Below are 26459 nucleotides of genomic sequence, written 5' to 3'. Positions count from 1 at the left end.
GTTGGCGAACAGCGTAATTCTAGAATGCTGGGTTTTGGCCCGCATTTTTTTGACCTGCCTTTCCTGGGGAAACCATGTACAAGCTCGTTCTGATCCGCCACGGCGAATCCACCTGGAACCTTGAAAACCGCTTTACCGGCTGGACCGATGTGGACCTCACGCCCACCGGTGTCTCCCAGGCCATGTCGGCCGGCAAGCTGCTCAAGGCCGAGGGCTACGAGTTCGATCTGGCGTTCACCAGCGTGCTCAAGCGCGCCATTCACACCCTCTGGTACACGCTGGACGAAATGGACTGCACCTGGCTGCCCGTGGTCAAGGACTGGCGCCTGAACGAGCGCCACTACGGCGCCCTGCAGGGCCTGAACAAGGCCGACATGGCCAAGCAGTATGGCGACGAGCAGGTGCTGGTATGGCGCCGCAGCTATGACACGCCCCCGCCAGCGCTGGAAGCCACCGACCCCCGCAGCGAGCGTGGTGACCGCCGCTACGCTGGGGTGGCTGCCGAGAATGTGCCCCTGACCGAGTGCCTGAAAGACACCGTGGCCCGCGTGCTGCCGTTCTGGAACGAGGCCATGGCGCCCGCCATTCGCTCGGGCAAGCGGGTGGTGGTGGCTGCGCATGGCAACTCCATCCGCGCGCTGGTGAAGTACCTGGACAACATCTCCGAGACCGACATCGTGGGTCTGAACATTCCCAACGGGATTCCACTGGTATACGAGCTCGACGCCGACCTCAAGCCCATCCGTCACTACTATCTGGGCGATGCCGAAGCGGCGGCCAAGGCCGCAGCCGCCGTGGCATCGCAGGGCAAAGCGTAAATCGCAGGTAAAGAGCGGGGAAAACCCCGCTTATCCCCGCCAAAGTGAGCATCCATGCGGAACTGCGGCGGGTTTGGCCCTTCCAAGGTGTATATTGGTTTCGAAGCGGTAAAAGGTGTTGTATGGGCCACAAACTCAAGATTGCAGGATGGGTATCGGTAGGCGTGGTGGCGGGTGCGCTCACCACGGTGTCACTGCAAACGGTGGCGCGTGGCGCCATGACGCCGTTGCCGCTCGAAGAAATCCAGCAGTTGTCCGCCGTGTTCGGCCTGGTCAAGACCGATTACGTCGAGCCGGTCGATGACAAGAAGCTCATCACCGACGCCATCTCCGGCATGGTCTCCAGCCTGGATCCGCACTCGCAGTACTTCGACAAGAAGTCCTTCAAGGAATTCCGCGAGGGCACTTCCGGCCGCTTCGTGGGCGTGGGCATCGAGATCACGCAGGAAGACGGCCTGATCAAGATCGTGTCGCCCATCGAAGGCTCGCCGGCCTTCCGCGCCGGCCTCAAGACCAACGACTTGATCACCAAAATTGACGAAACCGCCGTCAAGGGCCTGGCGCTGAATGACGCCGTCAAGCGCATGCGCGGCGAGCCCAGTACCAAGGTCACCCTCACCATCTTCCGCAAGGACGAGAACCGCACGTTCCCTGTCACCATCACGCGCGAAGAGATCAAGACCCAGTCCGTCAAGGGCAAGGTGATCGAGCCCGGTTACGCCTGGATCCGCCTGTCGCAATTCCAGGAGCGCACGGTGGATGACTTTGTGCGCAAGGTGGAAGAGGTCTACAAGCAGGAGCCAAACCTCAAGGGCTTGGTGCTGGACCTGCGCAACGACCCCGGTGGCCTGCTGGATGCAGCCGTGGCAATTTCTGCGGCTTTCCTGCCCGAGAACGTGACGGTGGTCACCACCAATGGCCAGCTGGCCGACAGCAAGGCCACCTACAAGGCTGCCCCCGACTACTACCAGCGCCGCGGCGGCGGTGATCCGCTCAAACGCCTTCCCGCGTCCCTCAAGGCGGTGCCGCTGGTAGTGCTGGTCAACGAAGGCTCTGCCTCCGCCAGCGAGATCGTGGCTGGCGCGCTGCAGGACCACAAGCGCGCCACCATCATGGGCAGCCAGACCTTTGGCAAGGGCTCGGTGCAGACCGTGCGTCCGCTGGGGCCTGACACGGGCATCAAGCTGACCACCGCCCGCTATTACACGCCGAGTGGCAAGTCGATCCAGGCCAAGGGCATCGTGCCCGACGTGATGATTGACGAGTCGGAAGAGGGCAACATCTTTGCCGCCTTGCGCATGCGCGAGGCAGATCTGGACAAGCACTTGAACAGCGGCCAGGGTGAAGAGAAGAAGGACGAAGCCCGTGAAAAGGCCCGTGAGGAAGCCCGCAAGCGCATGGAAGAAGAAGCCAAGAAGCCTGCGGCCGACCGCAAGGTGCCCGAATTCGGTTCGGACAAGGACTTCCAGCTGGTGCAGGCCCTCAATCAGCTCAAGGGTCGCCCTGTGCTGGTCAGCAAGACGCTGACAGAGCGCAAGGAAGAAAAGAAAGAGAATTGAGCCTTTCGCGCTCCGACCCCGGGCTGGATTTCGCGAGGAATCCAGCCTTTTTCATGTCCGCCTGTTTCACCGTTGATTTTTTGGCCGCTGCAGGCCAGCCTTCCCATGACCGATGACCAGCTCCTGCGCTATTCCCGCCACATCCTGCTCGACGAGGTGGGCATCGAGGGGCAGGAGCGGGTGTTGGAAGCCCATGCTCTCATCATCGGCGCTGGCGGGTTGGGGTCGCCCGCTGCGCTGTACTTGGCGTCCGCCGGTGTGGGCCACATCACACTCGTCGATGACGATGTGGTGGACCTGACCAACCTGCAGCGCCAGATTGCGCACACCACCGCGCGCGTGGGCAGTCCCAAGGTCCAGTCGGCGGCGCAGGCCATGGCCGACATCAACCCCGAGGTGCAGGTCACCGCACTGCAGGCCCGGGTGGATGCGGCGGCTCTCGACAGTCTGGTGCGCGATGCCACCGTGGTACTCGACTGCAGCGACAACTATGCGACCCGCCAGGCGGTCAATGCCGCGTGTGTGCGTCATAACAAACCCTTGGTGGCGGGGGCTGTGATCCAGTTCGATGGGCAGATCACGGTGGTGGACCCGCGCGATGCGCAGTCGCCTTGTTATGCCTGCATCTTCCCGCCGGATGCGGAGTTTGAAGAAGTCCGCTGCTCCACGATGGGTGTATTTGCTCCGCTGGTGGGTGTGGTGGGTGCGATGCAGGCAGCCGAGGCGCTCAAGCTCATAGCGGGTGTGGGGCAGTCGCTGGCGGGTCGGCTGCTGATGCTCGATGGCCGGGCTATGGAGTGGAGCACCATGCGCGTTCAGCGCCACGCCCATTGCAAGGTGTGTGTTGCGCGGTAGGATTTTTCCTACATGGCCAGCGTGTTGTGGCTGGCAGAATCCGGCGCATGGAAGCCTTAAATTCAAGGCTAGGACAGCGTGACCCGCACTGTCCGTACACATGGACCCGCCCGTGAAACTGCGCACCTACATTGTTGAAGACAACGCGACCATCCGCGAGAACCTGATCGGAACTCTGGAGGAGTTGGCGTCTGTAGAAGCGGTGGGCGTGGCAGAAACCGAAGACGACGGTACGAACTGGTTGTCCTCGCACCCTGAGGAATGGGACTTGGCCATCGTGGATCTGTTCTTGCGCCAGGGCAGCGGATTGGGTGTGCTGGCTGCCTGCCGCACGCGGCGGCCTGGCCAAAAAATGGTGGTGCTCAGCAATTACGCCACGCCGGATGTGCGCATGCGCTGTGCGCAGCTGGGTGTGGATGCCGTGTTTGACAAATCCAACGAGATCGACGCGTTGGTGGACTACTGCGTACAGCACAGCAGCCCGGCTCACGGGCTGGACGCCGGTAGCGGCGGCGGTGTGTCAGCCGCCTCATCGGGCGCATCCCAGTGACACAACCCACCGCCGCGTGCGTGGGTGCATGCGGCAGTCGGGATGCTTCTTTTTCCTTCTTTTTCAGCGCAAAAGCAAGACTTGCCTACGCCCGGCAGCGCCGGGCTCTGGCCAGATCCTGGATGTCAGTCGATCAGGCGATTTTTGAGCGCGTAGTAGGTCAGGTCGCTGTTGGACGAGAGGCTCATCTTTTCCATCAGGCGTGTGCGGTACGTGCTCACCGTTTTCACGCTCAGCGACAACGACTTGGCGATATCGCCCGCCGTCTCTCCCTTGGCCAGCTTCAGGAACACCTGGAACTCTCGCTCAGACAGCTGCTCGTGCGGTGGCGCATCGTCCTTGCGGTTGAGTTGCTGTGCCAGCAGTTCGGCCACGGCAGGCGTCAGGTAGCGGCGGCCCAGAGCAATGGTGCGAATGGCCTCCACGATCTCCGACGGTTCGCACTCCTTGTTCAGGTAACCACTGGCACCCTGACGGATCAGGTTGATCGCGTAGTGTTCTTCAGGGTAGCCACTCAGGATCAGGATGCCCATGTCGGGCGCCTTGGCGCGCAGCATGGCCAGCGCGTCCAGCCCGCTTTGGCCAGGCATCGACAGGTCCATCAGCAGCACATCGATTTCCTTGTTGCGCACCAGGTCGATGGCCTCGCGGCCGTTGGCGGCCTCGCCTTCCACCCGCAAGTCCACGTGCTCGGACAAGAACTGCCGCAGCCCGGAACGAACAATCGCGTGGTCATCCACAATGCCAATCTTGATCATTGATGCTTCTTTCGAGGCGGCAGCAAAGGTGCTGCCGGTGTGTATTGAAGTCCAGGCGCTCGGCATGTGGTTGCATGGCTGGCGCACCTGGCAGGTAACGGGTCATTATCCAGAATAAGCGTATGAATCTCCAAGAAAACACCCGGCGTTGGTTACCAAAAGTCCGACAGATGGCCTTGAGCCTGCCCATGGCGCTGTTGGCGGCCATGGTGCTGGTGGGCATCAATGAAACGGGGCACATGCGTTCGCAGGACGCGGTGGAACAACTGGCCCAGGGGCTGACCACGCGGGCCGATGTGAACAAGCTGCTGCAAAGCATGCTGGATGCCGAAACCGGCCAGCGGGGTTATCTGCTCACGGGCAACGAGACCTACCTGGAACCGTATGACAAGGCCGTAGCGACCGTGCAGACCAACCTGGATCGCCTGCGCAACCAGTTCATGGCGTCGCCCGAGGACATGCAGGAGTTTGCGTTGCTGTCGCGGCAGATCTCGCGCAAGCTGGCTGAGATGGAGCTGAGCCTGCGCCTGCGCCGCCAGGGCAACGAAGACGCATGGAAGTTCATTCTGAACACGGATGTGGGCAAGGAGCACATGGAGGCGATCCGGCAGCACGCGCAAGAGCTGATTGCCCGCAGCGACCAGCGCCTGCAACAGGGGCGCGAGCAGATCGAGCAGTCGCTGATGCTGTCGCGCATCGGCATTGCCACGGTCACTGCCATTGGCCTGCTGGCGTTCTACATGTACCTGCGCCAGACGCAGGCGGTTCAGACCGTCAACCTGCGCGAGCAAGAGGTGCTGGAGCGTGAGCGCGACCGTCTGGAAGGGCTGGTGCGCGACCGCACGGCCACGCTGTCCGAGTTGGCCAACCACTTGCAGCAGGTGCGCGAAGAAGAACGGGGTCATCTGGCGCGGGAACTGCACGACGAGCTGGGCGCGCTGCTGACGGCTGCCAAGCTGGATGTGGCGCGCCTCAAATCCAAGATCGACGCCACTGCGCCCGACATTGCCGAGCGCCTCAAGCACCTCACCGAAACGCTCAACAGCGGCATTGCGCTCAAGCGTCGCATCATCGAAGACCTGCGGCCGTCGTCGCTGTCGAACCTGGGGCTTACGGCAGCGCTGGAGATCCTGACACGCGAATACGCCGAGCGCGCAGGCATTGAGGTTGAGACCAGTCTGGAGGCCGTTCAACTGCCCGACGCAGCGCAGCTCACGGTGTATCGCATGGTGCAAGAGGCGCTGACCAACATCGGCAAGTACGCCAAGGCCAGCAAGGTGCTGGTGTCGGTGCACGGCTACCCCACGCATGTGGCGGTGCAGGTGCGCGACGATGGTGTGGGTTTCGACCCTGGCACCGTGCGCCCCACCTCGCACGGCTTGGCTGGCATGCGCCACCGGGTCGAGGCAGCGGGCGGGCGTCTCACGCTCACTTCGCGGCCTGGCAATGGCACCTTGTTGTCGGCCGTGCTGCCGCTGCCGCGCACCTCGTCGGAGCCGCGCCGCAACGCCGCTGCACACGATGCCTGAGGCATACGCCGCCCTCTTCCTGCATCTCCCTCATTCCCTGCATTGCGTGGCGCAGCGCATGCAGGCCCACGTGCGACATCTGCGGGCTGTGGGCTGTGGGCTGTGGGCTGTGGGCTGTGGGCACGCCATGCTGCCCGGAGCCATCGTCCCGTTGTGGCGTGCCTGCGCTGCAGCCGCTTGTGCGCGCTACCGTGCGCCCAGTCCGACCGGTCCGGCCAGTGCGCGCCGTCCTACATGACCCCCACTGCGCCGCCGACATGGGCGCGCGCCGCGCACCGGCATCCAGGGCATAGGGAGATACCTACAGTTGGTCCCAGGCGTTGAGGTTTTGGCGCCACCCGATCTGCCGGCAAGCCGGCCACCCATAAGGAGATGGAAATGTTGCACTACGCAGTTGTTTTTCTGGTGATCGCGCTGATTGCAGCCCTCTTCGGTTTTGGCGGTATTGCTGCCGGTGCCGTGGGCATTGCGAAGATTCTGTTCTTTGTGTTCGTGATCATGGCTGTCGTCACCTTCGTGCTGGGGCTCCTGAAAAAGGGGTGAGTCAGGCCGCAACGCCTGGACTGCTGCCCTTCACCCCCTCCCGCATCCCCTGTACCCCATACCCCAAGGAGTTTCCCCATGAGCCTTCAGACCGCTACCGACAAAGTGACCCACGGTGTTCGCAACCTGGCCGATGACGTGCTGCAAAGCGCGCAGGACGCAGTGCAGACCACCCGGGCTGCCGCCGACCAGTCGCTGGACAAGGCCGAAGAAAGCGTGCGCGCCCTGCGCCGCCAGACCGACCCGGCGATTGATGACCTGGCCGCCCGTGCACAGGACCTGGCTGCTCGCAGCATTGACTACTGCGCCGAGACCAGCGCGCGTGCACGCCGTCAGATCCAGCAGGCAGCCGAAGTCACCGGCAAGTATGTGGCCGAGCAGCCCGGCAAGTCGCTGGTCATCGCCGCCGCATCGGGGGCTTTGCTGGCCACCGTGGCGATGTGGATGTCCCGCCGGCGCAATGCATACTGAGGGCTAGCACGCCGGTGTTTGCACGCCGGTGCCTTGCCCGCAGCGCCTGGCTATGCGCCAGCGCTGTCCTTTTCCCACAGTCCGCCGGTCGCGGAGGGTGCAACAGACCGGTGGACTGAACATGTCCCAGCACCCGCGTTCCCAACCATTCTTGAACAAGGAAAACACCATGAAATACGCACGTGCCCTCGCTTTTGCCGCAGTTGCCGGTATCACCATCGTCACAGCCACCGGTTGCTCGGTGGCCCGCGAACAGCAAACAGTTGGCTCCTATGTGGATGACGCTGGCATCACCACCGCCGTGAAGGCCAAGATGGCTGAAGACAAGAACGTGTCTGCCACCTCCATCAGCGTGGAAACGCTCAATGGCACGGTGCAGCTGTCGGGCTTTGCCAAGTCGCAGGCTGAAAAGAACCAGGCCGAAAACATTGCGCGCAACACCAAGCATGTGCGCGAAGTGCGCAACAGCATCGTTGTGCGGCCCTGACCGGTAGGGCTGACGCCCTGCACCCGGGGTCCCACGCCCCTGGCGCAGTGGCTTCGATCCTGAAGCAGGCTCCGGGCATGTCCCGGGGCCTGCTTTTTTCATGGACCCATCCTGGCGCTGCAAAAGGGGGTCCGTGCGTTGTTCCTCCTCACTGCTCCGGTCCACGGGGTATAAGCTCCACACCATGCGGGTATTCAATTGCGACCATTGCGGTCATCTGGTGTTTTTCGATAGCGTGCAGTGCCTGCATTGCGGCAGTGCGCTGGCCTTCTTGCCCGATGTGCTGACCATGGCTGCCCTGGCCCCTGCACCGCAGGACGGAGCCGACCTGTGGCGCCGCCAAGGGGGGCAGGGCAGTGCCCACTACAGCGGGCGCCTGTACCGCATGTGCCGCAACCACACGGACCACCAAGCCTGCAACTTTGCGATACCCGCCAACGACTTTGCAGAGCTGTGTGTGTCGTGCCGCCAGACCCGGGTGATGCCCGACCTGTCCGAGCCCGCCAACATGGGGCGCTGGATGCAGATCGAAGCGGCCAAGCGGCGGCTGTTCTACAGCCTGGCCCGCCTGGGCCTGGAGCCGGCGCCCGGGCGTACCGGTCCGGTGTTCGAGTTTTTGGCCGAGGTGCCGGGCGGACCGCCCGTGCTGACGGGCCACCACAGTGGGACCATCACGCTCAACGTGGCCGAGGCGGACGACGACGAGCGCGCGCGTCGCCGCATCGCGCTGGGTGAGCCCTACCGCACTCTGATCGGTCACCTGCGCCATGAGTCCGGCCACTTCTATTGGGACCAGCTGGTGCGCGACGGCGGGCGGCTGGACGACTTCAGACAGATGTTTGGTGACGAGCGCCAGGACTACGCAGCGGCGCTGGAGGCGCACTACGCCAAGGGCAACGAGGGCAGTGACTGGGCCAACCACCATGTGAGTGCCTATGCCGCCGCCCACCCCTGGGAAGACTGGGCTGAAACCTGGGCCCATTACCTGCACATGATCGACCTGCTGGAAACCTCGGCCAGCTATGCCACCGAGGTCACTATTCCCGGTATCTATGGCGCGCAGCGCAGCAGCGCCATCGATCCGTTTGCCAGCCCGGCGCCCGACTTTCAGTCCATGGTGCAACACTTGGTGCCGCTGACGCTGCTGCTCAACAGCCTTACGCGCAGCCTGGGTCAACCTGATGCCTACCCGTTCGCGCTGGCGGGTGAGGTGCTGGCCAAGCTGCGCTTTGTGCACGACATGGTGCGTGCAGCGGCCGCGCGCCCTGCCCCTGTGGCCACTATGGCACCCATGCCGCCACCCTCGCCGGCTGCGAATCAAGGTGTCAAAAAGAATAGCAAGGCAGCCAATAAAGACCGGCGCTAGATAGCGATTCGGTCGAAATATTGACGGTGGCTGTCGGCCGGGCATGAAAACGGCCTGGAACTTGCTTGAGGGCTTGCAGGAGATTGGCTCTCATGCAGAAGTTCGACGAGATGGTTACCCGGCTGCCCCTGGCCGGCCTGGGCGGTGCGGCAGGCTGGGCGGGCAGTGATGTACGGCCCCACTACGCGCGGTTTGCCCAGTGGCTGGCGCGCCAGAGTGCCGAATCCATGCAGGCGCGGCGCGCCGAGGCCGAGGTCATCTTCCGGCGCGTGGGCATCACCTTCGCCGTCTACGGCGCCAAGGACGAGGACGGCGCGGGCACCGAGCGGCTCATCCCCTTCGACCTGATTCCCCGCATCATTCCGCAGCAGGAATGGGCGCACATGCAGCGGGGCCTGGTGCAGCGGGTCACGGCGCTCAATCGCTTCATCCACGACGTGTACCACGGCCAGGACATCCTGCGCGCAGGCATCGTGCCTGCCGAGCAGATCCTGCGCAACGCCCAGTTCCGGCCGGAGATGGTCGGCGTTCATGTGCCGCTCGATATCTACTCCCACATCAGCGGCATCGACATCGTGCGGGCACCGGATGCGGCAGGCGAGGGCGTGTACTACGTGCTGGAAGACAACCTGCGCGTGCCCAGCGGCGTGAGCTACATGCTCGAAGACCGCAAGATGATGATGCGGCTGTTCCCCGAACTGTTCGCTCAGCACCAGGTGGCACCGGTGGCGCATTACCCGGACTTGCTGCTGGACACCCTGCGCGCCAGCGCCCCGGCCGGTGCGGCCGACCCGACCGTGGTGGTGCTGACCCCCGGCATGTACAACAGCGCCTATTTCGAGCACGCCTTCCTCGCGCAGCAGATGGGCGTGGAGCTGGTCGAGGGGCAGGACCTCGTGGTCAAGGACCAGTTTGTGTACATGCGCACCACGCGCGGGCTGCAGCGGGTGGACGTGATTTACCGCCGGGTGGATGACGACTTCCTCGATACCGATGTCTTCCGCCCCACCTCCACCCTGGGTTGTGCGGGGCTCATGTCCGCCTACCGGGCCGGCAATGTCGCCATCTGCAACGCCGTGGGCACAGGCGTGGCGGACGACAAGTCGATCTACCCCTATGTGCCGGACATGATCCGCTTCTACCTCGGTGAGGAGCCCATCCTGCAGAACGTGCCCACCTGGATGTGCCGCAAGCCGGACGACCTGCGGTACGTGCTGGACCACCTGCATGAACTGGTGGTGAAGGAGGTGCATGGCGCGGGTGGCTACGGCATGCTGATTGGCCCTGCGGCCACCCGGGCCGAGATCGAGGCCTTCCGCGCTGCAGTCATCGCCAAGCCCGACGGCTACATCGCCCAGCCCACGCTGAGCCTCTCCAGCTGCCCCACCTATGTGGACAGCGGCATTGCGCCCCGCCACATCGACCTGCGGCCTTTTGTGCTCAGCGGCCAGAAGGTGCAGATGGTGGCGGGCGGCCTCACGCGCGTGGCGCTCAAGGAGGGGTCGCTGGTGGTCAATTCGTCGCAGGGCGGGGGCACCAAGGACACCTGGGTGCTGGGCGATCAGCCCGCTACAGCACACATACCGTCACCACCAATGCAAACACAACGCCAAGGGAGGGAATGACCATGCTGAGCCGTACCGCCGATCATTTGTTCTGGATGGCCCGTTACACCGAACGGGCAGAAAAGCCCTGCGCAGCGGGGCTTTCGAAAAAATACCGCAAGCGTGTGCAACACGCTCGGGGTTCTCTGCCCTCGTCCAAGAAGGAGATCACATGCTGAGCCGCACCGCCGATCATTTGTTCTGGATGGCCCGGTACACCGAAAGGGCAGAGAACACCGCACGCATGCTCGACGTCAACTACCAGAGTGCGTTGCTACCCCAATCGACCGAGGTGGCCACCCTGGGCTGGCAGGGCTTGCTGTCCATCAGCGAGCTGCTGCCTGCCTATATCGCCCAGCATGGCGAGGTGACGCCCGCCAAGGTGCTCGACTTCATGGTCAAGGACCCGTCCAACCCGTCGTCCATCGTGGCCTGCCTGCAGGCTGCACGCGAGAACGCGCGGGCGGTGCGCGGTGCGCTCAACACCGAGGCCTGGGAGATCCAGAACCAGACCTGGCTCGAAGTGAACCGCCTGATCGCCAGCGGTGCACTGGAGCAGGACCCGGCGCGATTCTTCGAATGGGTGAAGTTCCGCTCGCACCTCTCGCGGGGTGTGACGGTGGGCACCATGCTGCAGGACGAGGCGCTGCACTTCATGCGCCTGGGCACCTTTCTGGAGCGGGCCGACAACACGGCGCGGCTGCTGGATGTGAAGTTTCACGCGGTGCAAAGCGACTTCATGGGCGCGGCCACGGCGCAGGACCAAGACTACGACTTCTACCACTGGAGCGCCATCCTGCTCAGCGTGTCGGGCTTCGAGACCTACCGCAAGGTGTACCGCGACGTGATCACGCCCGAACGTGTGGCCGAGTTGCTGATCCTGCGGGCCGACATGCCCCGCTCACTGCACGCTTGCATGAAAGAGGTGCTGGGTAACCTCGACATGCTGGGCAGCGGCCAGTCGGCCGAGACCCAGCGGCACGCGGGGCGGCTGCTGGCGCACCTGAAGTTCGCACGCATCGATGAAATCCTGACCCATGGACTGCATGCCTACCTCACCCAGTTCCTAGAGCGGGTGAACGACCTGGGCGCGCGGATCAGCCGGGATTTTCTGGTGCCTGCGGCGGTGTGAGGGGCGCATCTGGCGCGTCTGGCGCAGCGGCCGTAGCGGCCGTAGCGGCGGGCACCGGCTCCACCGTCACGCCCACTTGCAGCACATGGTGGTCGCCGCCGTGGATCACGCCACGCAGCGGCGACACATCCGAAAAATCGCGGCCGATGGCCAGGGTCACGTAGTCCTCGCCCGCCGCGCGGTCGTTGGTGGGGTCCAGGTCAAACCAGGTGTTGTCGTCTGATGCGCCATCACTTTCGTCGGCTGCCGGTGACCACACCGACACCCAGGCGTGCGATGCATCGGCCCCCACCAGCCGGGGTTGCCCGGGCGGGGGCTCGGTCAGCAGGTAGCCGCTCACATACCGCGCCGCCAGGCCCAGGCTGCGCAGGCAGCCGATCATCACGTGGGCAAAGTCTTGGCACACGCCCCGGCGCAGCCGCAGCGATTCGAGCGCGGGCGTGCCCGCGTCGGTGGCGTTGGATGTGTAGGCAAAGTCGGCATGGATGCGCGACATCAGGTGGCGGGCGGCCTGCATCAGCGGGTGGCCGGGTGCAAAGCTCTCGGCGGCATAGGCCACAAAGTCGGCATGCCGGGGAATGTAGGGCGACGCAAAGCTGAACTCGGTGGCCGCGTGGTAGGGCTGGCCGCGCCGATAACCCAGTCGCTCGCGCACGGCCTCCCAGGGCTCGCCAGGCGGTGCGGCGGGCACGGGCAGGGTCTCCAGCAGGCTTTCGGCGCGCACCCGCAGTTGCTCGTGGGTGAACGGCAGGCTGAAGAACGCGCGGGTGTTGCCAAACACGTCCTGCACCATGTTGCACTGTGTTGGGGCGGGATCCACCTGCAGGCTGTGGGTCAGCACGCGCTGCACCACACCGGTGCGCGGGCGCAGATGGGCCATGTGCTGGGCGTTTTGCACCGCCGGGCTGTAGTGGTACACCGTTTCGTGGATGACGCGCAGCTTCATAAAAATCCAGGCCTTGAAGTCGGACGCAGGGTGCGAAACTGGCACGCCCGAGGCGAGGGCGGCCGAGCAAGGGCCGCCCCGCAGCAAAGGCTGCGTTCCCCTGCCCGCATCGCGCAGCGATGCGAGAGCGGGGGGAAGGCGCGCAGCGCCTCAGGGGGGTGTCCCATATCAAGCTCCTACGCTGTGCCGCAACGCATCGATGGAGTGGGTGAAGTAGCGCGTGGCCAGCACATCCGACAAGCCCATCACGCCCCGCACACACCGGCCCAGATATTCCTCCAGAGCGGCATGGCGCCCCTCGGCATCCTGTGCGCACAGGGCCACCAGCGACAGGTCGGACGCCTCAGGGATGCCCGTGGCGGCGGATTCGCCGGGCGTGCCCGCGGCCGCTTCGATCTTGGCAATGCGCCCGCGCAGCGTCTGCGCGACCCAGGCCAGCGAGCGGGGGTTGTCTCGGTCGATCACCAGCAGGTCCAGCAGGGCGGGCATGTCGCGCCGCTGCTGGTACTGCGCGTGGAAGGTGATGGTGCTGTCGAACAGCGCCACCATGGCCTCGAAGCCGCCTTCATCGTGCACGGCGCCGGTCTGCAGGCCGCTTTCCAGCGCCGAGGCCAGAAAGCCCAGGCGCTCCAGATGGCGCCCGATGGACAGCAGGCGCCAGCCGTCGTCGCGGGTCATGCGGTCGGTCTGCTGGCCCGTCATGGCGGCGGTGTGGCCGCTCAGCCCTTCCAGCTGGCGCAGCGCGTCCAGTGGCGAGTAGTCACCGTCGTCTTCGGCCCCTGTGCGAGGCGCAAAAAACTCCGCCTCGGCGCGCACGATGAGGTTCCAGTGTTCCTGCGACAAACGGTCGCGCACGGCCGAGGCCGCACCCAGGATGCCGCGCAGGTTGTAGCCCACGCTGGTCACCTGCGCGGGCTGCGTCAGCCCGGCGATCAGCGAGCGCTCGAACACGCGCCGTGCCTGCCCGGCCGCAGGCACGGTCGGCAGCACCAGCCCCTGGCTCACGCCCATGGCGCTCAGCCAGGTCAGCAGCGGCTGCGAGGTCTGGTCCTCGCCATTGAGGCATTGCAGCGTGATGCGCGCCAGGCGCGTGACGTTCTCAGTGCGTTCGGTGTAGCGGCCCAGCCAGAACAGGTTTTCGGCCGCGCGGCTGGTCACCTGGCGGCTGCGGTGTACCACGGCGGGCGCGGCCTGGTTGTGGGCCAGCAGCGTGGTGGTGTCCACGGGGCCATCGGTCTGCACCCATACGTCGGCGCTGCTGCCGCCTCGCTGCATGGATGTAATGCCGCTGTCGCCCTGGGCCAGGCGGGCCAGCCCGCCCGGCAGCACGCGCCACGAGCCGGGGCCGTCACAGACCGCAAACACGCGCAGCATCACCGAGCGGGGGGCGATGGGGCCACCGTCCTGGCCCGCACCCTCTGCGGCGTCACTGCGCCAGGTGGGCATTTGCGACAGCGGAAGGTGGGCCTGCACGGTGTATTCGTCGCCCTGGGCCTCGATGCGAGCGGACCACTGCGCCAGGTCTTGCGCCGACAGCGCACCGCCCAGCACGGGCACGCGCTGCGCCATGGGCCAGGTGGGGCGGATCACGCTGTGCGCGAGCTGCGGCAGCACCGCCTGCATGGCCGAGCGCTCGCCACACCACCAAGTGGGCAGCGACGGCAGGGCCAGCTCTTCGCCCAGCAGGTGGCGCGACAGCGCGGGCATGAAGCCCAGCAGCGCCGACGATTCGAGGAACGCCGAGCCCGGCGCATTGGCCACCAGCACGTTGCCCGCGCGGATGGCCTGCAGCAGGCCAGGCACGCCCAGGCGCGAGTCGCTGCGCAGCTCCAGTGGGTCCAGAAACTCGTCATCCAGGCGCTTCAAGATGCCGTGCACCGGCTGCAGGCCGTGCAGCGTCTTGAGGTACAGGCGCGCATCGCGCACCGTGAGGTCGTTGCCCTCCACCAGCGTCAGACCCAGGTAGCGCGCCAGGTACGCGTGCTCAAAGTAGGTCTCGTTGTACGGGCCGGGCGTGAGCAGCACGATGCGCGCATCCGCCCCCGCCGGGCTCATCTGCCGCAGCCCGTCGAGCAGTGCGCGGTAGGTGGCGGCCAGGCGCTGCACATGCATCTGGCTGAACGCCTCGGGGAACAGGCGCGAGATGAGCAGCCGGTTCTCCAGCAAATACCCCAGGCCTGAGGGCGCCTGCGTGCGCTGCGTCACCACCCACCAGTCGCCCTGCGCGTCGCGCGCCATGTCAAACGCCGCGATGTGCAAATGGGTGCCGCCCACGGGCTGCACGCCATGCATGGCGCGCAGGTAGCCCGGGTGGCCCTGAACCAGCGCGCTGGGCAGCAGGCCTTTGCGCAGCAGCTCCTGCGGGCCATACACGTCGGCCATCACGCGGTTGAGCAGGCGTGCGCGTTGCAGCACGCCGCGCTCGATGTGTGCCCAGTCGACCTGCGAAAGGATCAGCGGGAACAGGTCCACCGACCAGGGCCGCTGCGGGCCGTCGGCGTCGGCATAGACGTTGTAGGTGATGCCGTTGTCGCGCACCTGGCGCTGCAGGCTCTGCATGCGCCGGTCCAGGTCCTGGAAGCCCTCGGGCCCCAATTGATCAAAGAATTGGGCCCAGGCGCCAGTGATATCTGGCTTGTTTGCTATTGATTTGGGAGTGGCCGATGCAGTGGCAGCGCCGGGGGCGTCCGCCACGCTGGCACCCCGCAGCTCGTCAAAATGCCCGGCCGCCGCAGCGGGCGCCAGTGCAGCCGCCAACTGGGCTGCGCTGTCAGAAGGGTCGGGGGTGGGGAGGCTGTCGTTGAGGTGGTTCACTGCGCTCGATTTTCGGGCATTTGGTCGACAACACTCTGCGGGTAACCCGCACCGTCGAAACTGGCGGGGCCGATGCCAGAGACGCCAAGCAAGGGCGTCGTCCCCCTGGGGGGAAGGCGCGCAGCGACTCAGGGGGCTTCTCTACCTCCGCATCTTGCGCCGCAGATCCAGCGTGAACGGAAACTCCCGGCTGCCCGGCAGCTCGATGGTCGCAGGTGGCACCGCCAGCCGCCCCGGCGTGTGTCCCATGCGCGAGAAGCGCGCCAGGCGGCGGCTTTCGGCCTCATACGCGTTGACCGGGAAGGTGTCGTAGTTGCGCCCGCCCGGGTGCGCCACGTGGTACTGGCAGCCGCCCAGCGACCGGTTCATCCAGGTGTCCACGATGTCGAACGTGAGCGGCGCATGGGCGCCAATGGTCGGGTGCAGGGCCGAGGGCGGGTTCCAGGCCTTGTAGCGCACTCCCGCCACAAATTCACCGGTGGTGCCTGTGCTTTGCAGCGGCAGCGGCTGGCCGTTGACGGTGACCACATGGCGGCTTTCGTTCATGCCCGTCACGCGCACCTCGATGCGCTCCAGCGACGAATCCACATAGCGCACGGTGCCCCCGGCGGAGCCTTCCTCGCCCATCACATGCCAGGGCTCCAGCGCGTTGCGCAGGGTCAGCTCCACACCCATCGATTGGACGGTGCCGACCATGGGGAAGCGGAACTCGAACTGCGGTGCAAACCAGGCCGCGTCAAACGCGTAGCCTGCGGCGTTCATCTCTGCCACCACATCGTGCATGTCCTGCTGGATGAAGGTGGGCAGCATCCAGCGGTCATGCAGCTCGGTGCCCCAGCGGGCGGCGGGGGCGCGGTAGGGGGTCTTCCAGAAGCGGGCGATCAGTGCGCGCAGCAGCAACTGCTGCACCACGCTCATGTGGGCGTGGGGCGGCATCTCGAACGCACGCAGCTCCAGCAGGCCCAGGCGGCCGGTGCTACTGTCGGGCGAGAACATCTTGTCGATGGAAAACTCGCTGCGGTGCGTGTTGCCCGTCACGTCCACCAGGATGTTGCGCAGCGTGCGGTCTACCAGCCAGGGCGGCATGTCCTGGCCGTAGACCGCGCGGTTGGTTTCGATCTCGCGCAGTGCAATCTCTAGCTCATACAGCTGGTCGTTGCGCGCCTCGTCCACGCGCGGCGACTGGCTGGTGGGGCCGATGAACAGGCCGCTGAACAGATAGCTCAGGCTGGGGTGGTTGTGCCAGTAGAGCAGCAGGCTGGCCAGCAGCTCGGGCTTGCGCAAGAACGGCGAGTCGGCCGGTGTGGCGCCGCCCATCACAAAGTGGTTGCCGCCACCGGTGCCGGTGTGGCGGCCATCGGTCATGAACTTCTCGGCCGACAGGCGCGTCTCCCACGCGGCCCGGTACAGAAACTCGGTGTGCTGCACCAGCTCCTTCCAGTGGCTGGCGGGGTGGATGTTCACCTCGATCACGCCCGGGTCGGGCGTGACTGCCAGCACTTTGAGGCGCGCATCGCGCGGGGGCGGGTAGCCTTCCAGCACGATCTTCATGCCCAGCTCTTCGGCCGTGGCTTCGATGGCGGCCAGGAGGTCCAGGTAATCATGGAGGCGCGACAGCGGCGGCATGAAGACATAGAGCACGCCGTACTTTTCGCCCACCTTCTCGGCCTTGGGGCCGCTGGCTCGGCGCGGATCGCGCACCTCCACGCACAGCGCCGTGCGCGACAGGCCTGCGGCCGACTGGAACTTGCCGGGTGGCTGCACGCCCGCATGCGGGTCGGGCTGACCGGACAGGCGCGCGTTATCACCACCCGCAGTGCTCTGCGTTACGCGCCGTGCCTCGCCAGGGGCGGTGGCGCCTGCCAGGTAGGGCAGGTCGCGGTCGCCGGTGACCGGGCCGGATGGCACGGAATACTGCGCCCGCAGCGTGGTGGCAGCGGCCAGCGGGCTCTGGGGCGCGGTCGGGTCTTGCGGGATCAGGTGCTCGGTGTCTGATGCCTTCACCCAGGGCAGGGCGTCCAGCGGCAGGCGGTAGCCCATGGGCGAATCGCCGGGGATGAGCAGCATGCGGTCATCGCGGAAGAACCACGGCCCCGTGCTCCACACGCTGCCTGCCAGCGTGCCCGCGCCTTCGCCTGCCTGCAGCGGCAGCACGTAGCCCACCACGCTGTCGAGTTTTTGCTCGAACACGCGGCGCAGGCGTGCGCGCTCCAGCTCATCGTCCAGACGTGCGTCAAATGGGTCCACGTTGACCGGCAGGCGCCGCTCGCGCCACAGGTAGTAGAAGGTGTCCTCATAACCGGGCTGGATGTAGCGGTCCGTCACGCCCAGCTTGCGCGTGAGGTGGCGCACAAAACGCTCGGCGTCGGCGCTGGTGTAGTGCGAGGGGTTGCGTTCGTCGGCAAACAGCGCGGGGTTCTGCCACGCAGGCTGGCCGTCGGCGCGCCAGCAGATCGACAGCGCCCAGCGCGGCAGCTGCTCGCCCGGGTACCACTTGCCCTGGCCAAAATGCAGAAAGCCGCCCTGTCCATATTCGGCACGCAGCTTGTGCGTGAGTTCGGTGGCAAAGCCGCGTTTGGTGGGGCCCAGCGCGTCGGTGTTCCACTCGGGCGCGTCGCGGTCGCCCACGGCCACAAAGGTGGGCTCGCCGCCCATCGTCAGCCGCACGTCGCCCGCCACCAGGTCGGCGTCCACCCGCTCGCCCAGCGCCAGCACAGCCTGCCACTGGTCTTCGGTGTAGGGCTTGGTCACGCGGGGCGATTCAAAGATGCGCGTCACGCGCATCTCGTGGCTGAACTCCACCTCGGCCTTGTCCACGCCGCCTTCAATCGGCGCGGCGCCCGAGGGCTGGGGTGTGCAAGCGAGCGGGATGTGGCCCTCGCCCGCCATCAAGCCGCTGGTGGCATCCAGGCCGATCCAGCCCGCGCCGGGCAGGTAGACCTCGCACCAGGCGTGCAGGTCGGTGAAGTCGTGGTCTGTGCCGCTGGGGCCATCGAGCGCCTTCACATCGGGCGTGAGCTGGATCAGGTAGCCCGACACAAACCGCGCCGCCAGCCCCAGGTGGCGCAGCAGCTGCACCAGCAGCCAGCCCGAGTCGCGGCACGAGCCGCTGGCTTTTTGCAGCGTCTCCTCGGGTGTCTGCACGCCGGGCTCCAGGCGGATCAGGTAGCGGATGTCCTGCGATACCTGCTGGTTGAGCTTGACCAGGAAATCGATGGTGCGCTGCTTGCTGCGGTCCACCTTGTCCAGATAGGCCTGCACCAGCGGTGTCATCGGGTCGGTGGCCAGGTAGGGCGCCAGCTCCTGCAGCACATCGCTGCTGTACTTGAACGGAATGTTCTCGGCCTCGGGTTCCAGGAAGAAGTCGAATGGGTTGTACACCGCCATTTCCACCACCAGGTCCACCGTGACCTTGAACTCGCGCGTCTTCTCGGGGAAGACCAGCCGCGCCTGGTAGTTGGCAAACGGGTCCTGCTGCCAGTTGATGAAGTGCTGCGCAGGCTCGACCTTGAGCGAATACGAAATGACGTTGCTGCGGCAGTGGGGCGCGGGCCGCAATCGGATGGTCTGCGGCCCGAGGCCTACCAGCCGGTCGTATTGGTAATGCGTGACGTGGTGGAGCGCGGCGTGGATAGGCATATGCAAGCCATGCTAGCAAGTCCCGAGCCATCGCGGGCAACTATTCCGGGGGCGGTGACAAGCCGTCATCGGCTGTTCACAATGTGCGGTCCGTGCCCCGCTGCCGGGGCTGTCTCTCTTTAGCTTATCGCGCACCAACTTGGTGATGCCCTGATTCACCCATGTCCCATTCCCCCCAACTACTGCTCCTGCCGGGCCTGGCCGCCGATGAACGCATGTGGCGCGGCGTGCTGCCGCTGCTGCCCGCCGCGCTGCGCCCCGAGGTCGCCACCGCCCACCAGGATGTGAACCTGCACCGCATCGAAGACTTTGCCGCACGCCTGCTGGCACAGCACGCGGGGCCGCTGGTGCTGGCAGGCGCGTCGATGGGCGGCATGGTCGCCATGGAGGCCGCGCGCCACGCGCCGCAGCGTGTGGCAGGGCTGGCGCTGCTGGGTACCACCGCGCGGCCCGAGACGCCCGACATGCGCGCCCTGCGCGAAGGCGCCATCGCGCTGTTTGAACAGGGCCAGGTGCGCGAGGTCATCGAGCCCAACGTGGTCCTGGCCTTCCACCCCGTGAACGCCGCCAAGGCGGACCTGGTGCAGGCCTACCTGGACTTTGTGCTGGATGCGGGCCCCGACCACCTGGTGTGCCAGAACCGCGCCGTGATCCATCGGCCCGATGCGCGGGTGCATCTGCCGCAGGTGGCCTGCCCCGTGCTGGTGGTGTGTGGTGCGGCCGACCAGCTCACGCCGCCCGAATGTTCTGCGGAGATCGTGGCGCTGGTGCCAGGCGCCGAACACCACCTGCTGCCCGACAGCGGCCACATGCTGACCATGGAGCAGCCCGAGGTGGTGACCCGCTTGCTGGTGCAGTGGCTGGCCCGCAACGGGTGGATTTGAATAAATTGAAGAGTTTTTGGCTGCAAGCGCTAGTGGAATATGCCTGATTAGCTATGAAAATAGTAGCTAATCAGAACTCAAGGTTGTCGATCAACCGCGTGCTGCCCAGCCGTGCAGCACCCAGCGCCACCAGCGTGCCCGCGGCATCGTCGGCCGTGGCGGGCAGCAGGTCGGCCCGGCGGCGCACCGTGAGGTAGTCGGGCGCCCAGCCCCGGGCGCGCAAGGCATCTTGCGCCTGGGCCTCCAGCGTGCTGCGGTCGCTGGCGGCCAGCCACTGCTGCGCCAGCCGCTTCAGGGCCTGCGACAGAGCCACGGCCTCCTGCCGTTCTTCCAGGCCCAGGTAGCCATTGCGCGAGCTCAGCGCCAGCCCGTCCGCTGCGCGGCAGGTTTCGCCCGCCACGATGTCAATGGGCAGCGCAAACTGCCGCACCATGTGGCGGATCACCATGAGCTGCTGGTAGTCCTTCTTGCCAAACACGGCCGTGCCGCCGGTCTGGCCCAGCACGCAGGCAAACAGCTTCATCACCACCGTGCTCACGCCCACAAAAAAGCCGGGGCGAAAGTGCCCTTCCAGCATGTCGGCGAGCTGCGGGTCAGGGTGCACCTTGAAGGTCTGGGGCTCGGGGTACAGGTCCGTCTCGCGCGGGGCAAACAGCACATCGCAACCGGCGGCCTGCAGCTGCGCGCAGTCGGCCTCCCAGGTGCGGGGGTAGCTGTCAAAGTCCTCGTGCGGCAGAAACTGCAGGCGGTTCACAAAGATGCTGGCCACGGTCACATCGCCCAGGGGCTTGGCCTGGCGCACCAGGGCGATGTGCCCGTCGTGCAGGTTGCCCATGGTGGGCACAAAGGCAGGGCGGCGGTAGGGGGCCAGGGCCTGGCGCAGGTCGGCAACGGAGCGGGCAATCAGCATGGGGTCGGAGGGGTCAGAAGGAGAGAGGAAAAGGGCTCACCAGGCGTGTACAGCGTTGTCCGGGAAGCGCCCTTGCTTCACGGCCTGCACATACGCCTCCATGGCGCCGCGCACGTTGCCCGCGTCCTGCATGAAGTTGTGCACGAACTTCGGCATCTTCCCGAGGTTCATGCCCAGCATGTCGTGCAACACCAGCACCTGCCCGGCCGTGCCGTTGCCCGCGCCGATACCGATGGTGTGGCAGTGCGGCAGCTCGGCCGTGATGTCGGCGGCCAGCGCTGCGGGCACCATCTCCAGCACCAGCATGGCGGCGCCTGCGTCCTGCAGCTCATGGGCCTCTTTGCGCAGCGTGCGGGCCGCGTCGTCGGTTTTGCCCTGCACGCGGTAGCCACCCAGAGCGTGCACCGTTTGTGGCGTCAGGCCCAGGTGGGCGCACACTGGCACGCCGCGCTGCACCAGGAATTCGACCGTGGCCGCCGTCCAGCCGCCGCCTTCGAGCTTGACCATGTGTGCCCCCGCCTGCATCAGCACGCAGGCGCTGCGCAGCGCCTGTTCGCGGCTTTCGGCGTAGGTGCCATAGGGCAGGTCGGACACCAGCCAGGCGGTGCCCTGCACGCGGTGCAGGCCGCGCGCCACGCTGGCTGTGTGGTAGGCCATGGTGTCCAGCGTCACGCCCACCGTGCTGGGCAGGCCCTGGCACACCATGCCCAGCGAGTCGCCCACCAGGATGCATTCCACCCCCGCCGCATCGGCCACGGCCGCAAAGGTGGCGTCGTAGGCGGTGAGCATGGTGATCTTCTCGCCCGCCGCGCGCATCTGCGCCAGGCGGGGCAGGCTCACGGGGCGGCGCTGGGGCAGGGGCGATGCGGGCGGCAGCGTGCCGTAGGGCGTGGCGGAAACAGGGCTGGTGGCGGTCATTTAGCGCGGTGGAGCCAAAAAATTGCCGCGAGTCTATGCGACCAATACTGGGTGTACTTATTGGTTTCCTGCGCGGGTCCCAGGGGCCTGCGCTGGCACAGTGGCCTTTGCGTTCCCGGTATGCTCGCGGCCCATGACAGCTGCGACATATTCCGCACATTCCCCCGCAAAGACCCCCATGAGCGATACCGAAGTGAAGGCCCTGGCCCAGGCCGATGTGGCCCGCGCCCTGGCCGAAGACGTGGGCACCGGCGACCTCACCGCCGGCCTGATCGACCCCGCCCGCCGCGCCCGTGCGCGCATCCTGGCGCGCGAAGCTGCCGTGATCTGCGGCGCCCCCTGGGCCGAAGCCGCGCTGCGCGCCCTCGACCCCACGGTGCTGATCACCTGGCATGTGGCCGAAGGCCAGCGCTGCGCCCCCGACCAGGTGGTGCTGGAGATTGAAGGCAATGCCCGCGCGCTGCTCAGCGCCGAGCGCACGGCGCTCAATTTCCTGCAACTGCTGTCGGCCGTGGCCACCAAGACCCGCACCTATGTGGATGTGGTGGCTGGCACCCGCGCCCACATCGTGGACACGCGCAAGACCATTCCCGGCCTGCGCCTGGCACAGAAATATGCCGTGCGCGTGGGCGGCGGCACCAATCACCGCATTGGCCTGCACGATGCGGTGCTGATCAAAGAGAACCACATTGCCGCTGCGGGAGGCGTGACCGCCGTGCTGCGCGCTGCCGAGCGGGTGGCGTCTCAGGCAAAGTTCATCGAGATCGAAGTCGAAACCCTGGAGCAACTGGCCGAGGCGCTGGAGGCTGGCGCCAAGATGGTGCTGCTGGACAACATGCCCCTGACCATGCTGCGCGAGGCCGTGCGCATCAATGCAGGCCGGGCGATTCTGGAGATCTCGGGCGGCGTCACGCTCGACGGCCTGCGCGAACTGGCCGAGACCGGCGTGGACCGCATCTCCATCGGCACGCTGACCAAGGACGTGAAGGCCACGGACTTTTCGATGCGCCTGCAGGAGCTGTCATGACCACCGCTGTACTGAACCGCATCGACGTGGAGTATGAGCAGCCGCTCGATACCGAGGAAGGCGCCGTCTGCTCCACCAAACACGCCTGGGCGCGCGTGCCGCCCGAGCCCACACAGGCTGAGCGTGTCGCGCTCAAGGACAAGATCCGTCGCCTGCTCAAGGAAAAGAACGCGGTCATGGTGTCGCACTACTACGTGCACCCGGACCTGCAGGACCTGGCCGAGGAAACCGGCGGCCTGGTGAGCGACTCGCTGGAGATGGCCCGCTTTGGCCGCGACCACGCGGCGCAGACCCTGGTGGTGAGCGGCGTGCGGTTCATGGGCGAGACGGCCAAGATCCTGAGCCCGGAAAAGACCGTGCTCATGCCCGATCTGGAAGCCACCTGCTCGCTGGACCTGGGCTGCCCCATCGACGAATTCAGCGCGTTCTGCGACCAGCACCCCGACCGCACTGTGGTCGTCTACGCCAACACCAGCGCAGCCGTGAAGGCGCGCGCGGACTGGCTCGTCACATCGAGCTGCGCGCTCGACATCGTGAGCGCCCTCAAGGCCGCAGGCCAGAAGATCCTGTGGGCCCCCGACCGCCACCTGGGCGCCTACATCCAGCGTGAGACGGGCGCCGACATGGTGTTCTGGAACGGTGCCTGCATCGTGCACGACGAGTTCAAGGCGCTGGAGCTGGAGCTGCTCAAGCAGCAGCACCCGCATGCCAAGGTGCTGGTCCACCCCGAGAGCCCCGCCGACGTGGTGGCCCTGGCCGACGCCGTGGGCTCCACCAGCGCCATCCTCAAAGCCGCGCGCGAGATGGACGCCACCGAATTCATCGTGGCCACCGACAACGGCATGATGCACAAGCTGCGCACGCTCAACCCTGGCAAGACCTTCTACGAAGCGCCCACGGCGGGCAACAGCGCCACCTGCAAGAGCTGCGCACACTGCCCCTGGATGGCGATGAACGGCCTGGCCGATGTGGCCCGCGTGCTGGAGACGGGTGCCAACGCCGTGCATGTGGACCCCGCGCTCATCCCGCGTGCGCGCCAGCCGATTGACCGCATGCTGGCCTTCACGGCGGCGCTCAAGAACGGTCAACCCACCGGCGCACTGGTGCCCCACCTGGGCGCTGCCTGAGAGCGCTCGGTGTGGTGATGTATGCTCATTTTTTGATAGCTATAGGCGCATGATCCACTAGCGCTACCGCCTGCTTTGACCCATAGTTGCCACATTGACTTCACCCAGCCGCTGACTGCGGGCGCCACGCGCCTGCGCCACCGGTTCGAGGCACCGCGCGAGGTGCTGGTGGCCCACGCACTGCACGAGGTACGCAATGTGCTCGACGCCGTGTTCGCCGCCGCCCAGCAAGGCCGTTGGTGCGTGGGCCATGTGCGCTACGAGGCCGCTCCGGCCTTTGATGCCGCATTGCAGACCCACGCGGCCGACGGCCCGCTGGCCTGGTTTGCGGTGTACGACGCGCCCCAGCCTGGGGCCGACGATGCGGCGGATGCTGCCGCAGCGGCAACACCAGCGCAGGTGGTGTGGGACGACAGCCCCGAGCGCGAGGAATTTGATGCCGCACTGGCGCAGATCCAGCAGGCCATTGCGGCGGGCGAGCTGTACCAGGTCAACTACACCGCACCCTTTCGCGGCACGCTGCAGGGCTCGCCGCAGGCCCTGTTTGCTGCACTGTTGCGCGCCCAGCCCGGGGGCTATGCCGCCTACCTGCAGGCGGGTGACGAGCAGGTGCTGTCGGTGTCGCCGGAGCTGTTTTTTGACTGGCAGGACGCCCCAGAAGGCGGCACCCTGCTGGCCCGCCCGATGAAGGGCACGGCCCCGCGCGGCGCCACCCCCGAGCAGGACGCGCAGCAGGCCGAGCACCTGCGCACGGCGCCCAAGGAGCGTGCCGAGAACGTGATGATCGTGGACCTGCTGCGCAACGACATGTCGCGCATTGCGCTGCCGCACAGTGTGCAGGCGCCTGCGCTGTTTGCCACGCAGGCCTTGCCCACGGTGTGGCAGATGACCTCGGACGTGACGGCGCGCACGCGGCCCGGCACCACGCTGACAGAGGTTTTTGCGGCGCTGTTCCCTTGTGGCTCCGTCACGGGGGCGCCCAAGGTGCGCGCCATGCAGATGATCCGCGCGCTGGAGCCCGCGCCGCGCGGTGTGTATTGCGGCGCGGTAGGTGTGGTGCGGCCTGGCGGGGCGGCGGGGCCGGACGGCCTGCACCCGGTGGCGGCCACGTTCAATGTGCCCATCCGCACCGTGGTGCTGCGTGGCGTGGGTACGGGTGCCGGTGCGGAGGCCTCCCCCAGCGTTGCCAAAGCCACCTGCGGCATTGGCAGCGGCATCACCTCGGGTGCCGGGGCGGGCGCCGAATGGGCCGAGTGGCACCACAAGCGCGCCTTTGTCGAGCGGGCCAGCGCTCCGTTCGAGGTGCTCGAAACCCTGGGCTTGCACCACGGCAAATTCGTGCACGCCGACCAGCATGTGCGCCGCATGGGCGAGGCGGCCGCGCATTTCGGCTTTGTGTTCAACGCCCATGCGGTGCGCCAGGAGCTGCAGATTGCCGCCCTGCAACACCGCGATGGCGACTGGCGGGTGCGCCTGCTGCTGGCGGCGGACGGCAGCGCACGCGCCGAGGCCTTTGCGCTGCAGACCACGGCAGTGCCTGTGCGCCTGCAACTGGCGCCGCGCCCCTTTGCGGCCGCACACAGCGAGTTTGTGCGCTACAAGACCACGCGCCGCGCGCACTACGCGGCGTTTGCACCCACCACCCCCGGCGTGTTCGACACGGTGCTGTGGAACGAGGCGGGCGAGATCACCGAAGGCACCTTCGGCAACATCGCCGCGCTCGTCGATGGGCGCTGGGTGACGCCGCCCCTGTCCTGCGGCCTGCTGCCCGGCGTGGGCCGCGCCGTGGCACTGCAGGACGGCCACGTGGTGGAGGCCGTGCTGCGCGTGGCCGACATCCCCCGCGTGCAAGGCTGGGCGTTCATCAACAGCCTGCGCGGCTGGCTGGACGCCACGCTGGACGCGTAGCCAGTCCTTTTTTCGCAACCTCCCTGTTGGCGTCCCGCCCCCAGGTGCTTGGCGGCCGCCGCAGGGGCCGTTCAGCGCAGTGGATCAGGCCGTGGGTGTGTTGCCTTCGGTGGTCGTTCAGTCAGCGGGCCGAGCGTTCCAACGCGCATCCTGTGCATCAGGATGTGACGCTGCTTGCCCGGGCTGTAGGCGCTTGCATGGCGCCCACCCAGCCTGACCGCACCGGCCTGGCAAGGCCGGTTGCTGCGGTCTGGCAAATGCCCCCTTTTGCATCCCGCTACCTGCTGTGCGCTTGCTTACACCGCATCGCACCTGGCCCACAGGCCTATAGGACACGGCCTACAAAAAGCGCTGCGGTGCCCCTCGAACATGAACCCACACAAGACGCCTTTGCAGGCTTTGTGTGCCACCTTTGTTCAACCACTTCGACAGGAGCCACCATGTCTCAAAACAACCCGCAGAACCAGCCCAACACTCCTTCGTCTCAGCGCCAGTCGCCCGCCGGGCAGCAGCAGGCCGAGCAGAGCACGGGCGGCAACACCCACCGCCAGCAAGGTGCCCGCAACGACGCCGACACACACGCGCAGGGCCGCGACCAGAAGCAGCAAGGCAGT

At 66.4% G+C, this 26459-nt stretch carries 23 protein-coding genes; 17 read left to right on the top strand and 6 right to left on the bottom strand.

From position 1 onward, the window contains the following. The first annotated feature begins 74 nt into the window (after positions 1 to 74). The 4 genes from gpmA to ASC83_RS18390 all read left to right on the top strand — a co-directional run bounded on the left by gpmA (position 75) and on the right by ASC83_RS18390 (position 3782). Positions 75 to 818, top strand: coding sequence for a 2,3-diphosphoglycerate-dependent phosphoglycerate mutase (gene gpmA / locus ASC83_RS18405; protein WP_015015479.1), 744 nt, complete (start codon positions 75 to 77; stop codon positions 816 to 818). 122 nt (positions 819 to 940) lie between these two features. Then, the gene (locus tag ASC83_RS18400; RefSeq protein ID WP_056065928.1) at positions 941 to 2377 is read left to right on the top strand and encodes a S41 family peptidase; all 1437 of its coding nucleotides are present in this window, start codon (positions 941 to 943) and stop codon (positions 2375 to 2377) included. A gap of 105 nt (positions 2378 to 2482) precedes the next feature. Further along, positions 2483 to 3232, top strand: coding sequence for a HesA/MoeB/ThiF family protein (locus ASC83_RS18395; RefSeq protein WP_056066553.1), 750 nt, complete (start codon positions 2483 to 2485; stop codon positions 3230 to 3232). Between the two features lie 112 nt (positions 3233 to 3344). Beyond that, positions 3345 to 3782 (top strand): response regulator, encoded by a 438-nt coding sequence (locus tag ASC83_RS18390; RefSeq protein WP_056066548.1) that lies wholly within the window; start codon positions 3345 to 3347, stop codon positions 3780 to 3782. A 125-nt stretch (positions 3783 to 3907) separates the two neighbouring features. On the opposite strand, the gene ASC83_RS18385 is transcribed toward ASC83_RS18390, so the two are convergent. Then, on the bottom strand, positions 3908 to 4540 hold the full coding sequence (locus ASC83_RS18385; protein ID WP_056065924.1) for a response regulator transcription factor: 633 nt from the start codon (positions 4538 to 4540) through the stop codon (positions 3908 to 3910). Between ASC83_RS18385 and ASC83_RS24450 the strand changes: the two genes are divergently transcribed. The 9 genes from ASC83_RS24450 to ASC83_RS18355 all read left to right on the top strand — a co-directional run bounded on the left by ASC83_RS24450 (position 4533) and on the right by ASC83_RS18355 (position 11672). After that, entirely contained in the window at positions 4533 to 4658 is a 126-nt protein-coding gene (locus tag ASC83_RS24450; protein ID WP_255356923.1) for a hypothetical protein, read from the top strand. The two genes, ASC83_RS18385 and ASC83_RS24450, sit on opposite strands and share 8 nt — an antisense overlap. 4 nt (positions 4659 to 4662) lie before the next feature. After that, a complete protein-coding gene (locus tag ASC83_RS18380; RefSeq protein WP_056065921.1) occupies positions 4663 to 6069 on the top strand; it encodes a CHASE3 domain-containing protein in 1407 nt (468 codons plus the stop codon). A 378-nt stretch (positions 6070 to 6447) separates the two neighbouring features. Further along, on the top strand, positions 6448 to 6612 hold the full coding sequence (locus tag ASC83_RS23680; protein WP_010463174.1) for a DUF1328 domain-containing protein: 165 nt from the start codon (positions 6448 to 6450) through the stop codon (positions 6610 to 6612). A gap of 78 nt (positions 6613 to 6690) precedes the next feature. Continuing rightward, complete coding sequence (locus tag ASC83_RS18375; protein WP_056065917.1) at positions 6691 to 7083, top strand: hypothetical protein; 393 nt, start codon at positions 6691 to 6693, stop codon at positions 7081 to 7083. Positions 7084 to 7252: 169 nt separating this feature from the next. Further along, complete coding sequence (locus tag ASC83_RS18370; RefSeq protein ID WP_056066545.1) at positions 7253 to 7570, top strand: BON domain-containing protein; 318 nt, start codon at positions 7253 to 7255, stop codon at positions 7568 to 7570. A gap of 184 nt (positions 7571 to 7754) precedes the next feature. Then, positions 7755 to 8936, top strand: a complete 1182-nt coding sequence (locus tag ASC83_RS18365; RefSeq protein ID WP_056065914.1) for a putative zinc-binding metallopeptidase — start codon at positions 7755 to 7757, stop codon at positions 8934 to 8936. Positions 8937 to 9028: 92 nt separating this feature from the next. Next, complete coding sequence (locus ASC83_RS18360) at positions 9029 to 10561, top strand: circularly permuted type 2 ATP-grasp protein (protein WP_056065911.1); 1533 nt, start codon at positions 9029 to 9031, stop codon at positions 10559 to 10561. A gap of 2 nt (positions 10562 to 10563) precedes the next feature. After that, positions 10564 to 10719, top strand: a complete 156-nt coding sequence (locus ASC83_RS23675) for an alpha-E domain-containing protein (RefSeq protein WP_082522527.1) — start codon at positions 10564 to 10566, stop codon at positions 10717 to 10719. After that, on the top strand, positions 10713 to 11672 hold the full coding sequence (locus tag ASC83_RS18355) for an alpha-E domain-containing protein (RefSeq protein ID WP_056065906.1): 960 nt from the start codon (positions 10713 to 10715) through the stop codon (positions 11670 to 11672). Before ASC83_RS23675 ends, ASC83_RS18355 begins: the two co-directional genes overlap by 7 nt. Here the strand turns inward: ASC83_RS18355 and ASC83_RS18350 are convergent. From ASC83_RS18350 to ASC83_RS18340, 3 genes are all read right to left on the bottom strand, one after another. Beyond that, positions 11638 to 12618 (bottom strand): transglutaminase family protein, encoded by a 981-nt coding sequence (locus ASC83_RS18350; protein WP_056065903.1) that lies wholly within the window; start codon positions 12616 to 12618, stop codon positions 11638 to 11640. The genes ASC83_RS18355 and ASC83_RS18350 overlap by 35 nt on opposite strands. Positions 12619 to 12786: 168 nt before the next feature. Beyond that, positions 12787 to 15432, bottom strand: a complete 2646-nt coding sequence (locus tag ASC83_RS18345; RefSeq protein WP_056065899.1) for a circularly permuted type 2 ATP-grasp protein — start codon at positions 15430 to 15432, stop codon at positions 12787 to 12789. Between the two features lie 141 nt (positions 15433 to 15573). Next, positions 15574 to 19071, bottom strand: a complete 3498-nt coding sequence (locus ASC83_RS18340; RefSeq protein WP_056065896.1) for a DUF2126 domain-containing protein — start codon at positions 19069 to 19071, stop codon at positions 15574 to 15576. Between the two features lie 161 nt (positions 19072 to 19232). Here ASC83_RS18340 and ASC83_RS18335 point away from each other — a divergent pair, with 161 nt between their 5' ends. Next, positions 19233 to 19955, top strand: coding sequence for an alpha/beta fold hydrolase (locus tag ASC83_RS18335; RefSeq protein WP_056065893.1), 723 nt, complete (start codon positions 19233 to 19235; stop codon positions 19953 to 19955). A gap of 70 nt (positions 19956 to 20025) precedes the next feature. On the opposite strand, the gene panC is transcribed toward ASC83_RS18335, so the two are convergent. Continuing rightward, entirely contained in the window at positions 20026 to 20865 is an 840-nt protein-coding gene (gene panC, locus ASC83_RS18330; protein WP_056065890.1) for a pantoate--beta-alanine ligase, read from the bottom strand. 36 nt (positions 20866 to 20901) lie between these two features. After that, positions 20902 to 21783, bottom strand: coding sequence for a 3-methyl-2-oxobutanoate hydroxymethyltransferase (gene panB, locus ASC83_RS18325; protein ID WP_056065887.1), 882 nt, complete (start codon positions 21781 to 21783; stop codon positions 20902 to 20904). 178 nt (positions 21784 to 21961) lie between these two features. Here panB and nadC point away from each other — a divergent pair, with 178 nt between their 5' ends. From nadC to ASC83_RS18310, 3 genes are all read left to right on the top strand, one after another. Next, a complete protein-coding gene (gene nadC, locus ASC83_RS18320; protein WP_056065885.1) occupies positions 21962 to 22810 on the top strand; it encodes a carboxylating nicotinate-nucleotide diphosphorylase in 849 nt (282 codons plus the stop codon). Next, positions 22807 to 23937, top strand: a complete 1131-nt coding sequence (gene nadA, locus ASC83_RS18315; protein ID WP_056065882.1) for a quinolinate synthase NadA — start codon at positions 22807 to 22809, stop codon at positions 23935 to 23937. Before nadC ends, nadA begins: the two co-directional genes overlap by 4 nt. Positions 23938 to 24012: 75 nt before the next feature. After that, positions 24013 to 25845 (top strand): chorismate-binding protein, encoded by a 1833-nt coding sequence (locus tag ASC83_RS18310; protein ID WP_056065877.1) that lies wholly within the window; start codon positions 24013 to 24015, stop codon positions 25843 to 25845. Positions 25846 to 26459 lie beyond the last annotated feature (614 nt).

Origin of the sequence: Acidovorax sp. Root402 (genome assembly GCF_001425125.1) — a bacterium.
GTDB lineage: Bacteria > Pseudomonadota > Gammaproteobacteria > Burkholderiales > Burkholderiaceae_C > Acidovorax > Acidovorax delafieldii.
This window is presented reverse-complemented; position numbering and strand designations above follow the sequence as displayed.

What these genes read in the sequence shown, in the direction of transcription:
- panC (WP_056065890.1), bottom strand. Translation starts at nt 20,865, where the DNA reads ATGCTGATTGCCCGCTCCGTTGCCGACCTGCGCCAGGCCCTGGCCCCC.
- ASC83_RS23680 (WP_010463174.1), top strand. Translation starts at nt 6,448, where the DNA reads ATGTTGCACTACGCAGTTGTTTTTCTGGTGATCGCGCTGATTGCAGCC.
- ASC83_RS18355 (WP_056065906.1), top strand. Translation starts at nt 10,713, where the DNA reads ATGCTGAGCCGCACCGCCGATCATTTGTTCTGGATGGCCCGGTACACC.
- ASC83_RS18340 (WP_056065896.1), bottom strand. Translation starts at nt 19,071, where the DNA reads ATGCCTATCCACGCCGCGCTCCACCACGTCACGCATTACCAATACGAC.
- nadC (WP_056065885.1), top strand. Translation starts at nt 21,962, where the DNA reads ATGAGCGATACCGAAGTGAAGGCCCTGGCCCAGGCCGATGTGGCCCGC.
- panB (WP_056065887.1), bottom strand. Translation starts at nt 21,783, where the DNA reads ATGACCGCCACCAGCCCTGTTTCCGCCACGCCCTACGGCACGCTGCCG.
- nadA (WP_056065882.1), top strand. Translation starts at nt 22,807, where the DNA reads ATGACCACCGCTGTACTGAACCGCATCGACGTGGAGTATGAGCAGCCG.
- ASC83_RS23675 (WP_082522527.1), top strand. Translation starts at nt 10,564, where the DNA reads ATGCTGAGCCGTACCGCCGATCATTTGTTCTGGATGGCCCGTTACACC.
- ASC83_RS18335 (WP_056065893.1), top strand. Translation starts at nt 19,233, where the DNA reads ATGTCCCATTCCCCCCAACTACTGCTCCTGCCGGGCCTGGCCGCCGAT.
- ASC83_RS18350 (WP_056065903.1), bottom strand. Translation starts at nt 12,618, where the DNA reads ATGAAGCTGCGCGTCATCCACGAAACGGTGTACCACTACAGCCCGGCG.
- ASC83_RS18375 (WP_056065917.1), top strand. Translation starts at nt 6,691, where the DNA reads ATGAGCCTTCAGACCGCTACCGACAAAGTGACCCACGGTGTTCGCAAC.
- ASC83_RS18360 (WP_056065911.1), top strand. Translation starts at nt 9,029, where the DNA reads ATGCAGAAGTTCGACGAGATGGTTACCCGGCTGCCCCTGGCCGGCCTG.
- ASC83_RS18395 (WP_056066553.1), top strand. Translation starts at nt 2,483, where the DNA reads ATGACCGATGACCAGCTCCTGCGCTATTCCCGCCACATCCTGCTCGAC.
- ASC83_RS18400 (WP_056065928.1), top strand. Translation starts at nt 941, where the DNA reads ATGGGCCACAAACTCAAGATTGCAGGATGGGTATCGGTAGGCGTGGTG.
- gpmA (WP_015015479.1), top strand. Translation starts at nt 75, where the DNA reads ATGTACAAGCTCGTTCTGATCCGCCACGGCGAATCCACCTGGAACCTT.
- ASC83_RS18370 (WP_056066545.1), top strand. Translation starts at nt 7,253, where the DNA reads ATGAAATACGCACGTGCCCTCGCTTTTGCCGCAGTTGCCGGTATCACC.
- ASC83_RS18365 (WP_056065914.1), top strand. Translation starts at nt 7,755, where the DNA reads ATGCGGGTATTCAATTGCGACCATTGCGGTCATCTGGTGTTTTTCGAT.
- ASC83_RS18380 (WP_056065921.1), top strand. Translation starts at nt 4,663, where the DNA reads ATGAATCTCCAAGAAAACACCCGGCGTTGGTTACCAAAAGTCCGACAG.
- ASC83_RS18385 (WP_056065924.1), bottom strand. Translation starts at nt 4,540, where the DNA reads ATGATCAAGATTGGCATTGTGGATGACCACGCGATTGTTCGTTCCGGG.